This window comes from Caproiciproducens sp. MSJ-32, from assembly GCF_018918055.1.
In the GTDB taxonomy this organism is placed as follows: domain Bacteria; phylum Bacillota; class Clostridia; order Clostridiales; family Clostridiaceae; genus Clostridium.
Genome location: NZ_JAHLPS010000039.1, coordinates 24,054 through 39,839, shown reverse-complemented (window position 1 = coordinate 39,839; position 15,786 = coordinate 24,054). Strand labels below are relative to the sequence as shown.

Below are 15,786 nucleotides of genomic sequence, written 5' to 3'. Positions count from 1 at the left end.
TATAACCTCTTTTATTGATAGTCTATAGGTTTCTCTACTTTTATAACAAAAAAACCTTTTTTTTACAATAAGTTATGTATAGTATAGCAACAACTGTTTATATTATTCTTCATAAAATTTTAAAATCCTTTTTATTTTTTTATTTTTTCTTTTTCTTTTGCAATTTCCCATAATTTATCCATTTCTTCTAAGGTCATGTCATTTAGATTTTTATTATTTTTTAAAGCCATTTCTTCTATAAATGAAAATCTATTTATGAATTTATTTATAGTCATATTTAATGCTTCTTCTTCATTTACATTCAACTTTCTGGATAAATTAACACAAGAGAATAACAAATCTCCTACTTCTTTCTTTATTTTTTCCTCATTTTTGCTTTTATATACATCTAATAGTTCATTTAATTCTTCTATTACTTTTTTTGAAGTTTCTTCAATACTATCCCAATCAAATCCTACTTTTGCAGCCTTTTTCTGAACCTTATGAGCCTTTATTAAGGCCGGTAATGTTTTAGCAACAGCTTTCATTTCATCAGTAATAGTTTCATATTTCTTTTCCTGTTTCTTTAGCTCATCCCAGCTCTTTAAAACATCCCTTGTATTATTAATTTCTTTTTCTCCGAAAACATGAGGATGTCTATAAACCATTTTAGCTATTATTCTATTAACTACATCTGTAATATTGAAATTTCCCTTTTCATTTTCAATGCAAGCATGGAATACTACGTGAAATAATACATCCCCGAGCTCTTCAATCATTCCATCTATGCTATTCTGCTCTATAGCCTCAATAAGCTCATAAGTTTCTTCAATAAGCTCATTTTTAATACTTTGGTGAGTCTGCTCCTTATCCCAAGGGCACCCATTTTCTCCTCTTAAAGTTTTTACTAAATCAACTAAATCATAGAAATCCTTCTTATTATTTTTATCCTTTGGCACATATATAAAAGTCATATTATCCAGGTCTTCCTGCTTATCTAATTCATATATAGGAATTTTCCTTATCAGTTCAGCTTCCTTTACCCCTGGATTTTTTATTAAATATATTTCTGTTTGTTTATTATAACTATCTAAAAGTTTTTCTTTTAACTTAACTGCTAATGCTTTACTATAAACTTGTGTAATTATAGTGGCTACTCTTTTATCTAAAACTTGATTATTAATGTCTGAGACATCTATAACCATTAGTCCTTCAATAGGGTCTATTTTTAAAGTTTCTATAAGAGTATCAATAAAACTTACTGCAGGAATAACCTTATAATCTATTTTCTTTTCCTTGCATATTTTTATTAAAATAGCTACTGTTTTTTCTGCCGTAAGTGGATTTCCTGGTACCCCATATACAATGTCCTTAGTCTTTTTATGAGCTTTTAATATGTCATCAACAATTTTCTCATTAATATCATCAAAAGATTCACTGTTCTCATAATATTCATCAAAAGTTTTATAATTTTTTATCTTTTCTTTCAAGAAATCTACAATAGGATGATTTTTTGTTCTTAAATATATATTTTCTCCTTTTTCCAGTAGCTTAGCAGCTCCAATTGTTAAAGCCTCAGGAGAACCAGGCCCCAAACCTATTATCTTTATCATTAGGTCATCTCCTTACTAATTAATTTCTTACTACCCTGCTTTTTATATCTTCAACGGTAAATATCCTCAATATTAGTATTAGTATCATATATATAATAATACCTATAAATATAGAGCCTAAGCAAGATAAATTACTGCTATTAGTTTTATTTAATAAAGTAATATAACTTATTATTACTCCTATAATCATAAAAAGAGATGCCATAAAAGGTTTTATAAAAGTATTTCTTAAATTAAAATTAACCTTAATTTTAATCTTTAAAGAAATCATATTTAAGATTGTTGCTACTAAATAAGCAGATATACTAGCAATAACAGCTCCATATATATTTATATTTGGCATAGGAACAAGGAAATAAGTTAATATAACTTTTACTATACAGCCTATAAATAAATTTATTACAGGTCTTATATAATGACCTACGGCCTGCATAATAGATGTCGTTGTTTGAGTTATTATTATGAATGGTACTGAAATGGATAAATATTTTAATATTAAGAACCCTTCTGATCTTCCAGGGAATATAACTTTCATTATCGGTTCCGAAAGAAAAAATAATCCAAAGGTACAAGGTAAAGCAATCAAAAAGGATAATTTAAAAGACATTTGTATTTTTTCCTCTAAAGCTCTTCTTTTTCTCATAATATAATTTTCAGCTATTATAGGTATTAAGGAAGTTCCCAAGGCCACTGATAAAGTCAGTGGAATATTTATTATAACACTTGCTTTTCCTGTTAATTGAGCATATAAAATTGTTGCTTCTTCAGAAGTTAATCCTGATAGTAAAAGCTTCTGAGGTACTAATATAGAATCAATTAAACTCATAATTGTTCCTACTGTAGCACCTATTGAAATAGGAAGAGCTACTCTTAGTATTTCATTTAATACCTTAGGATTAGTTTTAATTGGCCTATTCCACATTTTTTTCTTAACCCTTATATACTTTATATAAAGATATATAGAACCCATTAAACCGCCTGCTGTTGCCCCAAAAGCTGCTCCCCCTGCTGAGTATTCTATTCCCTTAGGAAGCAATAAATAAGCTAGTCCAACTCCTATTACTACTCTTCCTATTTGTTCTAAAACTTGAGAAATTCCTGAAGGCGTCATATTTTGAAGACCTTGAAAAAACCCCCTATAAATTGTCATAATAGAAATTATAAATGGTGCAAAAGAAATTCCTATTAATGAATAATAAGCCTTTGAATCCCACTGAACAAATTTAATAATAGGTTTAGCAAAGAAAAATAATATAAAAGAAGTTCCTATTCCAAGAAAAAGCATTAAAATTTTTGATTCTTTTAAAATTTCAAATACGCCTTTTATATCTCCTTTTGCATTTTTCTCTGATATCATTTTAGATATAGCTGCTGGTACGCCTGAGGCAATTGCTACAAAAAACATATATAGAGGATAAGACATTTGATAATATCCAACACCCTCATCCCCTATCAACATTATTAATGGCCATCTAAAAAATAAACCTAAGAATTTTGCAACAATACCTGCAATACCAAGAATTAAACTCGCTTTAAGCAATGATTGTTTTTTCATAAAATACCTCCAAACTTGAAATATTTGCTAATAAATTTCTATTGCTAGTTTAGAGGTATTATTACTTATTTTTTTAAGCTTAGTTTTATTAATTTTTATTGTTCCATTTGCTTGCCCAAGAAAGCTGCAGCTGTTTCTGCTAATTTAAGCTCAACTTCACCTAACTTTTCATTGTCTTGCTTGGCTAATATTATTACAGCCCCAATAGCATCGCCTTCAGCTATTATTGGTGCAATAACTTGACTAGTATATTTACCTTTTTCTTCATCATTATGTAAAGGTATAGTCTTAGCTTCATCTGTTATTATAACAGCCTTTCTTTCTTCCATTATTCTTTCAAGTTCGCTGCTAACCTTTCTTTCAATATAATCCTTTTTTGGTGCTCCGCTAACTGATATAAAAGCATCTTTATCTGCTATCAAAACACTATGACCTATTGACTGATGCAAACTTTCCGCATATTCCTTTGAAAAATCTGTTAATTCTCCAATAGGTGAATATTTCTTTAAAATAACTCCACCTTCTCTATCAGTAAAAATTTCTAACGGATCTCCTTCTCTAATTCTCAAAGTTCTTCTGATTTCTTTTGGTATTACAACTCTACCTAAATCATCTATACGTCTTACAATACCTGTTGCTTTCATATTATGAGATACCTCCTTACTTTAATAATAATTAGTTGCACTATTATTATTTGACTTCTTAGAAATTTTATACACATAAAGGCAAATTTATTCAATTAATGAATCCTAAGTAATAAATAAAAAAACTGCTAACAGATAGTTAGCAGTTTTTAAAACTAAAGGTATCTTAATTCTTTATTTAATTTTATCAATTTTCAATTAAATCTGAAGATCTACCTAAACTATATACTATACACTGATTAAAGTCTTGCTTCATAAGTTTTAACTTTATATTCTTCTTTCCATTCTTCCATTTTATTTGTATATAGCTCATTTTTCTTTTTATTTTCTAAAGTAGTCTTTATTTCTTCCTTTTTATCTTCAAGACTATCAACCTTAATATTTTCAGCCTTTATTATATGATATCCGTAAGTACTCTTTACAGGTTCAGATATTTCTCCTTCTTTAAGAGCTTTTACAGCAGTCATAAATTCAGTTACGTATTGTGTTGAATCATAAGTTACTGTACCAAGGCTTCCACCCTTTTCCTTAGTCCCAGTATCTTCTGAATTTTCCTTTGCTAATTCAGCAAAGTCTTCACCTTTTAAAGCTTTTTCCCTTAATTCTTTAGCTTTTGCTTCATCACTAACTAAAATATGAGATACTGTAGCACTTTTAAAAGAATTAGTGTTTTCATTGTAATAAGTTTTAATTTCTTCATCAGTTACAGTTATATCTTTAAACATATCTTCTGTAACTTTATCTGATATTAATTGCATTCTTATATTCTTTGTAAGGTTTTCTTTATATTCATCTAAAGTTAATCCTGCTTCTTCTAAAGCACTATTGAAACCTTCTTCTCCACCATAAGTTTCTTTCATGCTTTCAAGGTATTCATTTACCTCTGTGTTAATTTCTTCATCGGTTGGTAAAATATTCAACTCATTAGCTTTTATTTCTAATAATTTTTGCTCAACTAATAAATTTAAAGCTTGAGTTCTTAAATTTTTTATTGCTTCTGCAGCCTCAGTGTTAGATTCATAATCTTCACCATAGTATTGTTCTAAAACTGGGCCTGCTACTTCTTCCACTTCTCCTTTAGTTACTTTTAAATTTCCAACTTTAGCTACAACTGTGTTTGCTATAGCTTCTGGTGTTTTAGATATCATATTACATCCTACAGCTGAAAAAGCAAATATACTTAAAGCTCCTGCAGCTAAAATTTTATTAATCTTAATCAATGATTTTCCCTCATTTCTCGTTAAATTTAGTTCTTTTCGATTATACATAAAAAGTATATCAATTCTGTGTCAATTATTCAATTTATATAAAATATTTTACATATCTTTAAAATTTTTATTTGCCTTTGGTTAAATCTTCTAAAATTTTCTTATAGAAGCCTAAAATACTATCTTTTTTAAGTTCTAAGGTTTTAATTGAAAAATACGGTTTTTCTTCAAAGCTTAATAGCACTAAATCCTTGTAATTTTTTAGTAAATATTTATAAATTTCATTTAAGTTTTTAATATTATCTTTAAATATAAACTTTACTTCTTTTTCAGTTTCTTTTATTTCTTCAATAGAAAGAAGTTTAGCCTTGCTCTTTATATAAGCTATATCCATTAAATTATATACAGGCTCTGGAATATCTGAGTATCTATCTTCCAGCTCTTCTTTTATATCCATATAATCATCTAAACTTTCAATAGCTGCTATTTTCTTATAAATTTCTATTTTCTGCATTTCATCTTCTATATAAGTTCCTGGAATATAGGCACTTACCTTTAATTCAACTGATGTTTCAATTGGTTCTTCTTCTATTTCTCCCTTAATAAGCTTTATTGTATCTTCTAGCATTCTGCAATACAAATCATATCCTATAGCTGCCATATGACCATGCTGAGCTGATCCCATCATATTTCCAGCACCTCTTATTTCAAGATCCCTCATAGCAATTTTAAAACCTGAACCTAACTCAGTAAAATCTCTTAAGGCTTTTAATCTTTTTTCTGCAACTTCTGTTAATACCTTGTCTTTTGTATACATAAAGTAAGCATATGCTATTCTATTTGATCTACCAACTCTTCCTCTTAATTGATATAGTTGAGATAAACCTAATTTATCAGCATCATGAACTATCATAGTATTAACATTTGGTATATCTATTCCTGTCTCTATTATTGTAGTACAAACAAGAATATCATAATTTTGATTCATAAATTCCATCATTTCTTTTTCAAGCTGCTTTTCTGTCATTTTACCATGAATTATACCAACTCTACATTCTGGAACTAAATCAGCAATATACTTAGCCATATCATCTATAGTTTCAACTCTATTATAAACATAATAAACTTGGCCACCTCTATTAACTTCCCTTAAAATAGCATCTCTCACAAGCTGATCATTTTGTTCCACAACATATGTTTGAATAGGATACCTTTCTTCTGGTGGTGTTTCTATTACAGATATATCCCTAGCTCCTGTTAGAGACATATGTAAAGTTCTTGGAATAGGTGTTGCACTTAAAGTAAGCACATCTACATTCTTTTTAAGCTGTTTTATTTTCTCCTTTTGAGAAACTCCAAATCTTTGTTCCTCATCAATTATTAAAAGACCTAAATCTTTAAATACAACATCCTTAGAAACTAACCTATGGGTTCCTACAAGGATATCTACATTACCTTCCTTAACAGCCTTAAGAGTTGCCTTTTGTTCCTTAGCACTTCTAAACCTGCTTACCATATCAATCTTTACTGGGAAATCAGAAAATCTCTTTAACATATTTTTATAATGCTGTTCAGCTAAAATAGTGGTTGGAACTAAAAAAGCAACCTGTTTTCCATCCATAACTGCCTTAAAAGCCGCTCTAAAGGCAACTTCAGTCTTTCCATAACCAACATCTCCACAAAGAAGTCTATCCATAGGCTTATCAGATTCCATATCAGCCTTGATTTCTGCTAATGAAGTTAATTGGTCTGGGGTTTCTTCATATGGGAACTCATCTTCAAACTGCTTTTGCCATTCTGTGTCTTTGCTAAACTTATATCCCTTAATAGTCGATCTTGCTGCATATAACTTAACCAAGTCTTGAGCTATTTCATTTATAGAATTCTTAACCTTTGTTTTAGCTTTAGTCCATTCAGTTCCTCCTAGTTTATTTACCTTAGGTGTTTTACCTTCAGCTCCTATAAACTTCTGAACTAAGTCCATTTGATCTACAGGGACATAAAGCTTATCTCCCTTATCATAAACAATGTCTAAATAATCTCTTTTATGACCATCAACCTCTATTTGCTTTATCCCTTTATATACCCCAATACCATGATTTACATGTACTACATAATCCCCAGGCTTAAGGTCAGTAAAGCTCTTTATCTTGGCTATACCTTTTTGTTTATTTACCCTTCTTGAAAGCTTTCTTTTTGCTTCACCAAAAACATCCTTATCAGAAATTATGCATAATTTTAAATCTGGATATTCAAAACCTTTTAATAAATTTCCAAAAGTAATAACTACTTCTCCGAATTGCATTTCTTTAATATCTTCTTTATAAGAACTTTCTATTTCTCTTTCTCTTAAGGTTTTTACTAATCTTTCTCCCCTTGCCCTGGTTCCCGATAGTATTAAAGTTTTATATCCATTTTTCTTCTTTTCCTTTATATCCTCTATTAAATAATCTAACTGTCCTTGATAACTGCTTAAGGTTGTTTGATTTATAGAATATTTATCTATAGGTCTTAAAATCTTATTATTAGCTTCAAAAACATCTAATGTAACTACTTCTTCCTTTTCAAGTTTTGTTATTAATTCTCCTTTATCAATCAGCAATTTATTTTGTGAAGGTAATATACCTCCCCTTAACAAAAAGGCTTCATAGTTTTCTTTAAATTCAAAGTATATACTGTCTATTTTTCCTTCAGTCTTTTTAACATCATCTACAATGAATAAATAATTTTCCACATAGTTAAAAAAGCTATCCGGCTTATTATAGAAATAAGGCAAATAACTGTCTATTGTTTCAAAAGTTAGGCTTTCATTTAAAGATTCTATATTAGACCTTACTATACTTTCTAATTTTATAAATTTTTCATCCTTTGAACCTAATCTGTCTCTTAGCTCATCCAATTCATCTAATATATTTCTTCTCCCTAAGCTTACTGCTTCTTCCGTTAATATGATTTCTTTTGCTGGAAAGATTTCTAGTTCATTTACTTTTTCTATGCTTCTTTGAGATTCTGTGTTAAAGATTCTTATTGAATCTATCGTATCTCCAAAAAGCTCAATTCTATAAGGATAAGTTGATATTGGAGGATATACATCCATTATCCCCCCTCGCAAGGAAAATTGACCTTTTCTTTCTACAGCTTCAACTCTTTCATAACCGCTTTCTAATAATTTTTTAGAAAGTTCCTTAAAATCTACTTCATCATCTACCTTTAATTTAAAATTATATTTTAAAAATAAGTCCTTAGGTACATAACAAGAACTTAAAGCATCAATTGAAGTTACTATTATCTTCTTATTATCATTTAAAAGTTCCCTCAAAACTTTTAATCTTGCCCATCTTAAATCTCCAGAAATAGCATCTACATTATAAAATACTACTTCTTTAGCAGGAAAATAATATACATCATTTGTATAGAATACTAAATCCTCATATATGTTCTTTGCTTCCATATCACTATTTGTAAATATTATTAAAGAAGAATCTATATTTTCATAAATCCCATAGATAATATAACTTTTACCAGATTCAGAAACTCCATTAATATTTACAGGATATCTTTTTCCCTTTATACTCTCTAATATTTTATTAAAACTATTATGCCTATTTAAGGGCTCTAATACCCCCTTTAATCTCATATCTACACCGTCCTTAATTACTAATTACTCTATATTTGATGCCTTAAACCCATTTAATTTATTCATTGCTTCTTTTGTGCCATCTTTAATAATAGTTTCTACTCCAATAGAAGCTGCTTCTATAACTTCTTTAAGAATTTCCATTTCTTCTTTATTAAATTTTCCTAAAACATGGGAAACTAACTCTCCCTTAGGTTGTCCTACCCCTATTTTAATTCTTGGAAATACATCACTAGCTAGATTGCCTATTATGCTCTTTATTCCATTATGTCCACCAGCACTTCCTTTTTCTCTTATTCTTAATCTTCCAACTTCTAAGCTAATATCATCATAGATTATTATTAACTCTTCATTTTTTAGCTTATAAAAGTTCATGGCTTCAACTATGCTTTCACCACTTAAATTCATATAAGTAGAAGGTTTTAATAAAATTACCTTTGTATTATTTATTAGCCCTTCCCCACATATACCTTTAAATTTTTTCCTATTTATGTCTATATTATACTTATCCGCAATATAATCCACGGTTTCAAATCCAATATTATGTCTAGTATTATCATATTCCTTTCCCGGATTTCCTAATCCTACTATTAAGAACATTATTTTTCCTCCTTAGATTAATAACATAGTTATTATTATACTATTTTTTTACAATAATAAAAGTATTTAAAATAAAATTGCAACTTAACAATAAAGCTGCAATTTTAAAAATTAGTTATTTATTCTTATTTCTATTTCTCTTATTTCTCCATATTTTAATACATTACATTTAATAATTTTTTTATCTTTATTTTTATTTAATACTCTATATAAATCACTAATATTCTTTATTTCTGTGTTTTCTATTGAAGTTATTATATCTGTAGGTCTTAAGCCTGATTTATAAGCATTGCTATTTTGATCTATTCTTTCTACATAAAATCCTGATATATTAGAATTATTTTCATTATTAACAAATCCACCATCTATTATTCCTAACATATCTTTAATTTCATTTACTGAATTAATTATTTTCTTAACTACATCTAGGCCTAAACCATAATATAAGCCATCTCGATTTATTTCTTTAGTAATTTTATAACTAGCAATACCAATAAGTTCTCCCTTATTATTAACTATTGCTCCACTAGAATTAATTTCATTTATATTTGTATTAAGCTCTAAAAGAGGAATTATATTGTTTTTTATTGTTAAACTTCTATTTGTAGAAGTTACTATTCCAGGAATTATACTATCTATATAGTCGTCTCCAACAGCATTGCTAATTAATGCAATTCTTTTCCCTGTTAAATTTTCTTCAAAATTTGAAAAATTTATCGGAGTTAATTCTTCATCAAAATTAACCTGTATTATAGCTATATCCAAATCTTCATTTCCAATAATTATTTTACCAACAACAGGTTCAGAATTATTAATAGGTAACTTTACATATATATTGTCAACATTTTTTATATTTGAATAGCTGGTTAATATCTTGCCATATTTATCAATTATTATACCTGTAGAATTATTTTTAAAGTAAGTTCCCTTTTTTAAATTCTCTTCTTTTTCCCCTATGGTAACTAAGGAATTACTAACCTTGTTAATTATTTCTGAATAGCCAAATATCATATCTTCTCCTTGGACTTTCTGCTCAATCAACTTCATAACTTCATTATATTTGTACTTCATTGAAATTCCAGTAAGTATGACAGTTGATATGCCAATTACAGAAATAAATAAACAAAACTTAGTAAATATATTAATAATTCTCCTTATTCTTCTTATTCTAAACTGTATTGAAGGTAATTCTTCATATGTACAATAATCTTCATCCTTTATTTCCTTATTAATATCGTCTCTCAAAATGCTACCCTCCAACACTATTTACTGATCATTTTGTCTTGCCAAGGTAAAAGTAAATTTAACCCCTTTATCCTCGACATTTTCTACAGATATATCTTGATTATGCTGTGATAATATTAATCTAACAATAGGAAGTCCCAAACCTGTGCTTATTTTATTAGTTCTTGACTTATCATTTTTATAGAATCTTTCCCATATTTTATTTAAATTTTCCTTCTCTATAATAGGACCAGTATTAAATACACTAACATAAACTAAGTTTCCTTTTGGATAAGTTTCTATTTTTATTTTTCCATCATTATCTCCATATTTTATAGCATTTTCAAGAAGATTTGTAACAACTTGAATTATTCTATCTCTGTCAGCTATACAATATTCATGACTATTGCTAAATAGGACTTCAACATTCATATTTTTTTCTTTTATTTTTCTTTCCAAATTTAAAATACACAGTGTAATAATTTCATTAATATCTATACAAACAATATTTAAATTAAATTTACCAGATTCTAAAGAAGATATATCTAGAAGGTCATTTACCAATCTTGATAATCTTTGGATTTCATCATTAACAATATTTAAATAGTAGTTTTCTTTATCTTTAGGAATAACTCCATCTATTATTCCTGTTATAAATCCCTTTATGGATGTTATTGGGGACCTAAGTTCATGGGATACATTTGATATAAAATCCCTTCTTACAATATCAGCCCTTTCTATAGATTCTGCCATAGTATTAAAAGATTCTGCAAGTTCTCCTATTTCATCCTTAGAATCTATATATATTCTTTTTTGTACTTCACCCTTTGAAATTTTTTGAGCAGCATTATTAATTTTCTTTATTGGAGTTTTAATAGTCTTTTTAGCAATATAAAAACTTACCGAGCTTATCAAAATAAAGGCTATAGCTAATAAAATCCAAATTATATAATATAAATTTTTTATATAAGTTAACGGCTTATTATTTTCTATTACATATATATAGCCAAGTAAATCTTGTTTATTAACTAGTGCTTTTATATATGACTTTTTCTTTTCTTTATTTTTATCTATAAATTCACTTTCTACTATTTCTTCTGAAGTTAATTCTTTTAAATCAATATCTTCTAATTCTAGCTTATTATATTTTAAATAACTGAACTCATCATTAGATACAGCATATACATAAGCTTGCCTGTCTAATATTATTGTATCCATGTTTAAGGATATGCTTAATACTTCCATGGAATTTTTTAATTTATTATAGGCAAAATCACTATTCTCATCAAATATTTCAGCAATATAGCTTTCCATTAACTCTATATGCTTATTTAATAGTTCTTTTTTTTGATTAGAATAACATATACTAAACCAAGTTGAAATAATAGCCCCAATTATCATTAGTATTATTAAGGTAATAGAAGAAAATGCAATTAAGAATCTATTTATTACACTTTTTTTCTTCATTACTTCACCTCAAATTTATAACCTACTCCCCATACTGTTTCTATTTGCCAGTTTATTCCACCTTTTATTTTTTCTCTTAATCTCTTTATATGAACATCAACAGTCCTTGAATCTCCTGGATAATCATAACCCCAAACTTCACACAGTAACTGATCTCTTGTAAACACCTTATTTTTATTTTTTGCTAAATAATGAAGTAATTCAAATTCCTTTGGAGGCATTTTAACTTCTTCCCCCTTATATATAACGGTATATGATTTGATATCTATAGTTAGATCATCAAAACTTAATACTTCTGGATCCTTTTCTGTAAAATTGTATCTTCTCATTACGGCCTTAACTCTAGCTAATAATTCTTTAGGCTCAAAAGGCTTAACAATATAATCATCTGCTCCAAGTTCTAAGGCTAAAACTTTATCGAAAGTATCTCCTTTAGCTGTAAGCATGATTACAGGAACTTGGCTATTTTTCCTTATCGTCTTTAATACTTCTATACCATCAATTCCAGGAAGCATAATATCTAATAAAACTAAATCTGGATTTATAGCTCCAAAAATATCTAAAGCTTCTTTTCCATTATAACACTTCCTAGTTTCATAACCCGCATTCAGCATATATATATCTATTACTTCGCAAATATTTTTATCATCATCAACTATTAATACCTTACCTAATTTATTATCCAAAAAAATCAACTCCTTTGTCTATTATTATAACCTTTTCTAAAGAATTATTGGAGCATTTAACAAAAAGTTAATTATATTAATGAGGAGTTAATAGTTTGGAATGTGGAGTTGAGAAGGAATATAAAAAATCCTTCGCTTAAAGCGAAGGATTTTTTATAAGTTCCTCATAATTCAACTCTCTGAATTATTTCCAAAATTGTCAATTCTCCATTGTTAATTGACTATATGTACTAATCAAATAATTTACTTATTGGTTCATCATTGTATATTCTCTTTATTGCTTCAGCAAATAAAGGAGCTACTGATAATGATTTGAACTTAAACACATCTTTATCTTCTGGTAATTTAATTGTATTTAGCATAACTAATTCTTCTATTGCTGAGTTATTTATTCTCTCAAAAGCTGGACCTGATAAAACTCCATGAGTACAGCAAGCATAAACATTTTTTGCTCCTAAATCTTTTAAAGCATTGGCAGCATTAGCAATTGTTCCAGCAGTATCAATCATGTCATCTATTAATATGCACTTCTTACCTTTTACATCACCTATAATATTCATTATTTCAGATACATTAGCTCTTGGTCTTCTCTTATCTATAATAGCTATTGGCGCATGTAATTTATCAGCAAAATTTCTCGCTCTTGTAACGCTTCCTAAATCTGGTGATACAACTACCACATCTTCATCATCAGCAAATCCTTTTTCTATAAAGTAATTTGCTAAAATTGGAGCTCCTAATAGATGATCAACAGGTATATTAAAATATCCTTGTATTTGAGCTGCATGTAAATCCATTGTTAAAACTCTATCTGCTCCTGCAGCAGTTAATAAGTCTGCTACTAATTTAGCTGTTATTGGATCTCTAGATTTTGCCTTTCTATCTTGTCTTGCATAACCATAGTATGGCATAACAACATTAATTCTTCCTGCTGATGCTCTCTTAAAGGCATCTATCATAATTAAAAGTTCCATTAGGTTATTATTAACTGGTGAACTTGTAGATTGAACCACGAATACGTCTGTTCCTCTAACTGATTCTAATATATCTACTGATATTTCACCATCACTGAAGGTTGATACCTTTGATTTACCTAAAGGTAATTGCAGAATATCTGCAATTTCCTTTGCTAATTCTGGATGAGAGTTTCCAGTAAAGATTTTAATATTTTTTCCTTGGGTTATCATTTTGGGGAGACCTCCTTAAAATTTAAGCAATTAATTTGCATTTATTTTAAAATACTATTTTTTATCTAAGCCTTTTTTAGCTACCCAGCCTGGAATATTTACTTGTCTAGCTCTTGCAACTGCAAGCTCACCTTCATTTACATCATTAGTTATAGTTGAGCCAGCTGCAATATAAGTATTATCAGCAATTTTAACTGGTGAAACTAAATTAGTATTACAACCTATAAAACTATTATTTCCTATTTCTGTTTTATGCTTAACCTTTCCGTCATAATTTACTACTACAGTTCCACATCCAAAGTTGCAGTTTTCTCCTACAGAAGCATCACCTATATAAGTTAAATGAGACACCTTTGTATTATTCCCAATATTAGATTTTTTAATTTCTACAAAATCGCCAATTCTTGCATTATTTCCAATTTTAGTTTCTGGTCTTATATAAGCAAATGGACCTACTGTTGTCCCCTTTCCGATTTTACTATCTAAAATAACGGAAGCTTGTATTTCAACAAAATCATCTATCTCACTATTTGAAATTCTTGAATTTGGATATATCGTTACACCTTTACCTATCTTTGTGTTTCCTTCTAATACATTATTAGGATATATAACAGTATCCCTATCTATTTCAACATCAATTCCAATATATGTTGATTTAGGATCTATTAAAGTTACACCATTATTCATATGCATTAGATTTATTCTATTTCTAAGTATTTCTTCTGCTTCAGCAAGCTGCACTCTTGAATTTACACCTATTGTTTCTTCATAATCTATAACAATAGCTCCTACTTTTTTGCCTTCGTTTTTAAGAATTCCAATAACATCAGTTAAATAATATTCGCCTTGATTATTATCATTTGATAATTTATCTAAGGACGCTACTAAGCTCTCTATGTCAAAGCAATAAATTGCTGCATTCATTTCTCTAATTTTTAATTCTTCTGGCGAACAATCCTTATGTTCAACTATTTTTAATACTTCATCTCCATCTCTAACTATTCTTCCATATCCTGTTGGATCTTCAACTATTGAGGTTAACAAAGTAGCTGCATTCCCCTTTTCTAAATGTTCATTAAATAACTTTTCAACTGTTTCTGCCTTAATTAATGGAGCATCACCTGCAAAAACACCAACTACACCTTTTTTTCCTTTTAAAAATTCAATAGCACATTTTACAGCATGACCTGTTCCTAATTGTTCTTCCTGTAAAGAATATGTGACATTTTTAATAGAGGTTCTTTCTTTAACTAATTCTGCTCCCTTTCCTACTATTACATTAACATCATCTATTCCAGCTTTTCTCATTGTGTCTATAACATGGTTAACCATTTCTTTTCCGCATACTTTGTGTAATACCTTAGGAATGTCAGATTTAATTCTTGTTCCCTGGCCTGCCGCTAAGATAATAGCGCATTTATACATAAAAAACACCTCACTATAGAACATTAAGTACAAATTCCTATCATTTGAAAAGAATGTTCGTAATCACTCATTCTATTATATTGCATTAGAATATGCTTTTCAACCTTATTTGCCTCATAAATTTTTAATCTAAACAAAAAAATAAAGGGTCTTCCCCTTTATTTTTCAAAAACATAAATTTACTCTATTACAGTTGCACTTTCTTCTGCTATAGCTTTTTCATATGCTTCTAATATTGCTGTTTGTACTCTTTCCCTAGCACTTGTATTAATAGGATGTGCTATATCTTTAAACTCTCCCTCTGGAGTTTTTCTGCTAGGCATAGCTATAAACAAACCATTTTGTCCTTCGATTACTTTAATGTCATGAACCACAAATTCATTGTCAAATGTAACAGAAACTATAGCTTTCATTTTTCCTTCTGCAGCTATCTTTCTTATTCTCACATCAGTTATTGTCATTATATTACACCTCCGTTAGATGTTATACTTTAAGGAATTCTATAAAAATTTAGTAAATCCTCTTTTTATTTAGAATTTTTTTAAAATTTTAAAAATTTCT

The 15,786-nt window shown here is 28.4% G+C and carries 12 protein-coding genes; all 12 read right to left on the bottom strand.

The window, feature by feature from the left end:
- Positions 1-131: 131 nt before the first annotated feature.
- The 12 genes from mazG to spoVG all read right to left on the bottom strand — a co-directional run bounded on the left by mazG (position 132) and on the right by spoVG (position 15,686).
- Positions 132-1,592 carry a nucleoside triphosphate pyrophosphohydrolase gene (mazG, locus tag KQI16_RS04800; RefSeq protein ID WP_216432568.1) on the bottom strand — a complete coding sequence of 487 codons (1,461 nt, stop codon included), beginning with the start codon at positions 1,590-1,592 and terminating at the stop codon, positions 132-134.
- Between the two features lie 19 nt (positions 1,593-1,611).
- Complete coding sequence (locus KQI16_RS04795) at positions 1,612-3,147, bottom strand: putative polysaccharide biosynthesis protein (protein ID WP_216432567.1); 1,536 nt, start codon at positions 3,145-3,147, stop codon at positions 1,612-1,614.
- Positions 3,148-3,242: 95 nt separating this feature from the next.
- Positions 3,243-3,791: a stage V sporulation protein T gene (spoVT, locus tag KQI16_RS04790; protein ID WP_216432566.1), complete on the bottom strand. Its 549-nt coding sequence runs from the start codon at positions 3,789-3,791 to the stop codon at positions 3,243-3,245.
- A 239-nt stretch (positions 3,792-4,030) separates the two neighbouring features.
- Positions 4,031-5,011, bottom strand: a complete 981-nt coding sequence (locus KQI16_RS04785; protein WP_216432565.1) for a peptidylprolyl isomerase — start codon at positions 5,009-5,011, stop codon at positions 4,031-4,033.
- Positions 5,012-5,126: 115 nt separating this feature from the next.
- Positions 5,127-8,636 (bottom strand): transcription-repair coupling factor, encoded by a 3,510-nt coding sequence (mfd, locus tag KQI16_RS04780; RefSeq protein WP_216432564.1) that lies wholly within the window; start codon positions 8,634-8,636, stop codon positions 5,127-5,129.
- 24 nt (positions 8,637-8,660) lie between these two features.
- Positions 8,661-9,236, bottom strand: a complete 576-nt coding sequence (pth, locus tag KQI16_RS04775) for an aminoacyl-tRNA hydrolase (protein WP_216432563.1) — start codon at positions 9,234-9,236, stop codon at positions 8,661-8,663.
- A 111-nt stretch (positions 9,237-9,347) separates the two neighbouring features.
- Positions 9,348-10,481, bottom strand: a complete 1,134-nt coding sequence (locus tag KQI16_RS04770; RefSeq protein WP_216432562.1) for a S1C family serine protease — start codon at positions 10,479-10,481, stop codon at positions 9,348-9,350.
- A 21-nt stretch (positions 10,482-10,502) separates the two neighbouring features.
- Positions 10,503-11,927 (bottom strand): sensor histidine kinase, encoded by a 1,425-nt coding sequence (locus tag KQI16_RS04765; RefSeq protein ID WP_216432561.1) that lies wholly within the window; start codon positions 11,925-11,927, stop codon positions 10,503-10,505.
- Positions 11,927-12,613, bottom strand: a complete 687-nt coding sequence (locus KQI16_RS04760) for a response regulator transcription factor (protein ID WP_216432560.1) — start codon at positions 12,611-12,613, stop codon at positions 11,927-11,929. Before KQI16_RS04760 ends, KQI16_RS04765 begins: the two co-directional genes overlap by 1 nt.
- Before the next feature lie 230 nt (positions 12,614-12,843).
- The gene (locus tag KQI16_RS04755) at positions 12,844-13,800 is read right to left on the bottom strand and encodes a ribose-phosphate diphosphokinase (RefSeq protein WP_216432559.1); all 957 of its coding nucleotides are present in this window, start codon (positions 13,798-13,800) and stop codon (positions 12,844-12,846) included.
- Between the two features lie 54 nt (positions 13,801-13,854).
- A complete protein-coding gene (gene glmU, locus KQI16_RS04750; RefSeq protein ID WP_216432558.1) occupies positions 13,855-15,225 on the bottom strand; it encodes a bifunctional UDP-N-acetylglucosamine diphosphorylase/glucosamine-1-phosphate N-acetyltransferase GlmU in 1,371 nt (456 codons plus the stop codon).
- Between the two features lie 179 nt (positions 15,226-15,404).
- Positions 15,405-15,686, bottom strand: coding sequence for a septation regulator SpoVG (spoVG, locus tag KQI16_RS04745; RefSeq protein WP_216432557.1), 282 nt, complete (start codon positions 15,684-15,686; stop codon positions 15,405-15,407).
- Between the last annotated feature and the right edge of the window lie 100 nt (positions 15,687-15,786).

Coding starts and splice junctions, on each gene's coding strand:
- mazG (WP_216432568.1), bottom strand. CDS start 1,592: ATGATAAAGATAATAGGTTTGGGGCCTGGTTCTCCTGAGGCTTTAACA.
- KQI16_RS04795 (WP_216432567.1), bottom strand. CDS start 3,147: ATGAAAAAACAATCATTGCTTAAAGCGAGTTTAATTCTTGGTATTGCA.
- spoVT (WP_216432566.1), bottom strand. CDS start 3,791: ATGAAAGCAACAGGTATTGTAAGACGTATAGATGATTTAGGTAGAGTT.
- mfd (WP_216432564.1), bottom strand. CDS start 8,636: ATGAGATTAAAGGGGGTATTAGAGCCCTTAAATAGGCATAATAGTTTT.
- pth (WP_216432563.1), bottom strand. CDS start 9,236: ATGTTCTTAATAGTAGGATTAGGAAATCCGGGAAAGGAATATGATAAT.
- KQI16_RS04765 (WP_216432561.1), bottom strand. CDS start 11,927: ATGAAGAAAAAAAGTGTAATAAATAGATTCTTAATTGCATTTTCTTCT.
- KQI16_RS04755 (WP_216432559.1), bottom strand. CDS start 13,800: ATGATAACCCAAGGAAAAAATATTAAAATCTTTACTGGAAACTCTCAT.
- glmU (WP_216432558.1), bottom strand. CDS start 15,225: ATGTATAAATGCGCTATTATCTTAGCGGCAGGCCAGGGAACAAGAATT.
- spoVG (WP_216432557.1), bottom strand. CDS start 15,686: ATGACAATAACTGATGTGAGAATAAGAAAGATAGCTGCAGAAGGAAAA.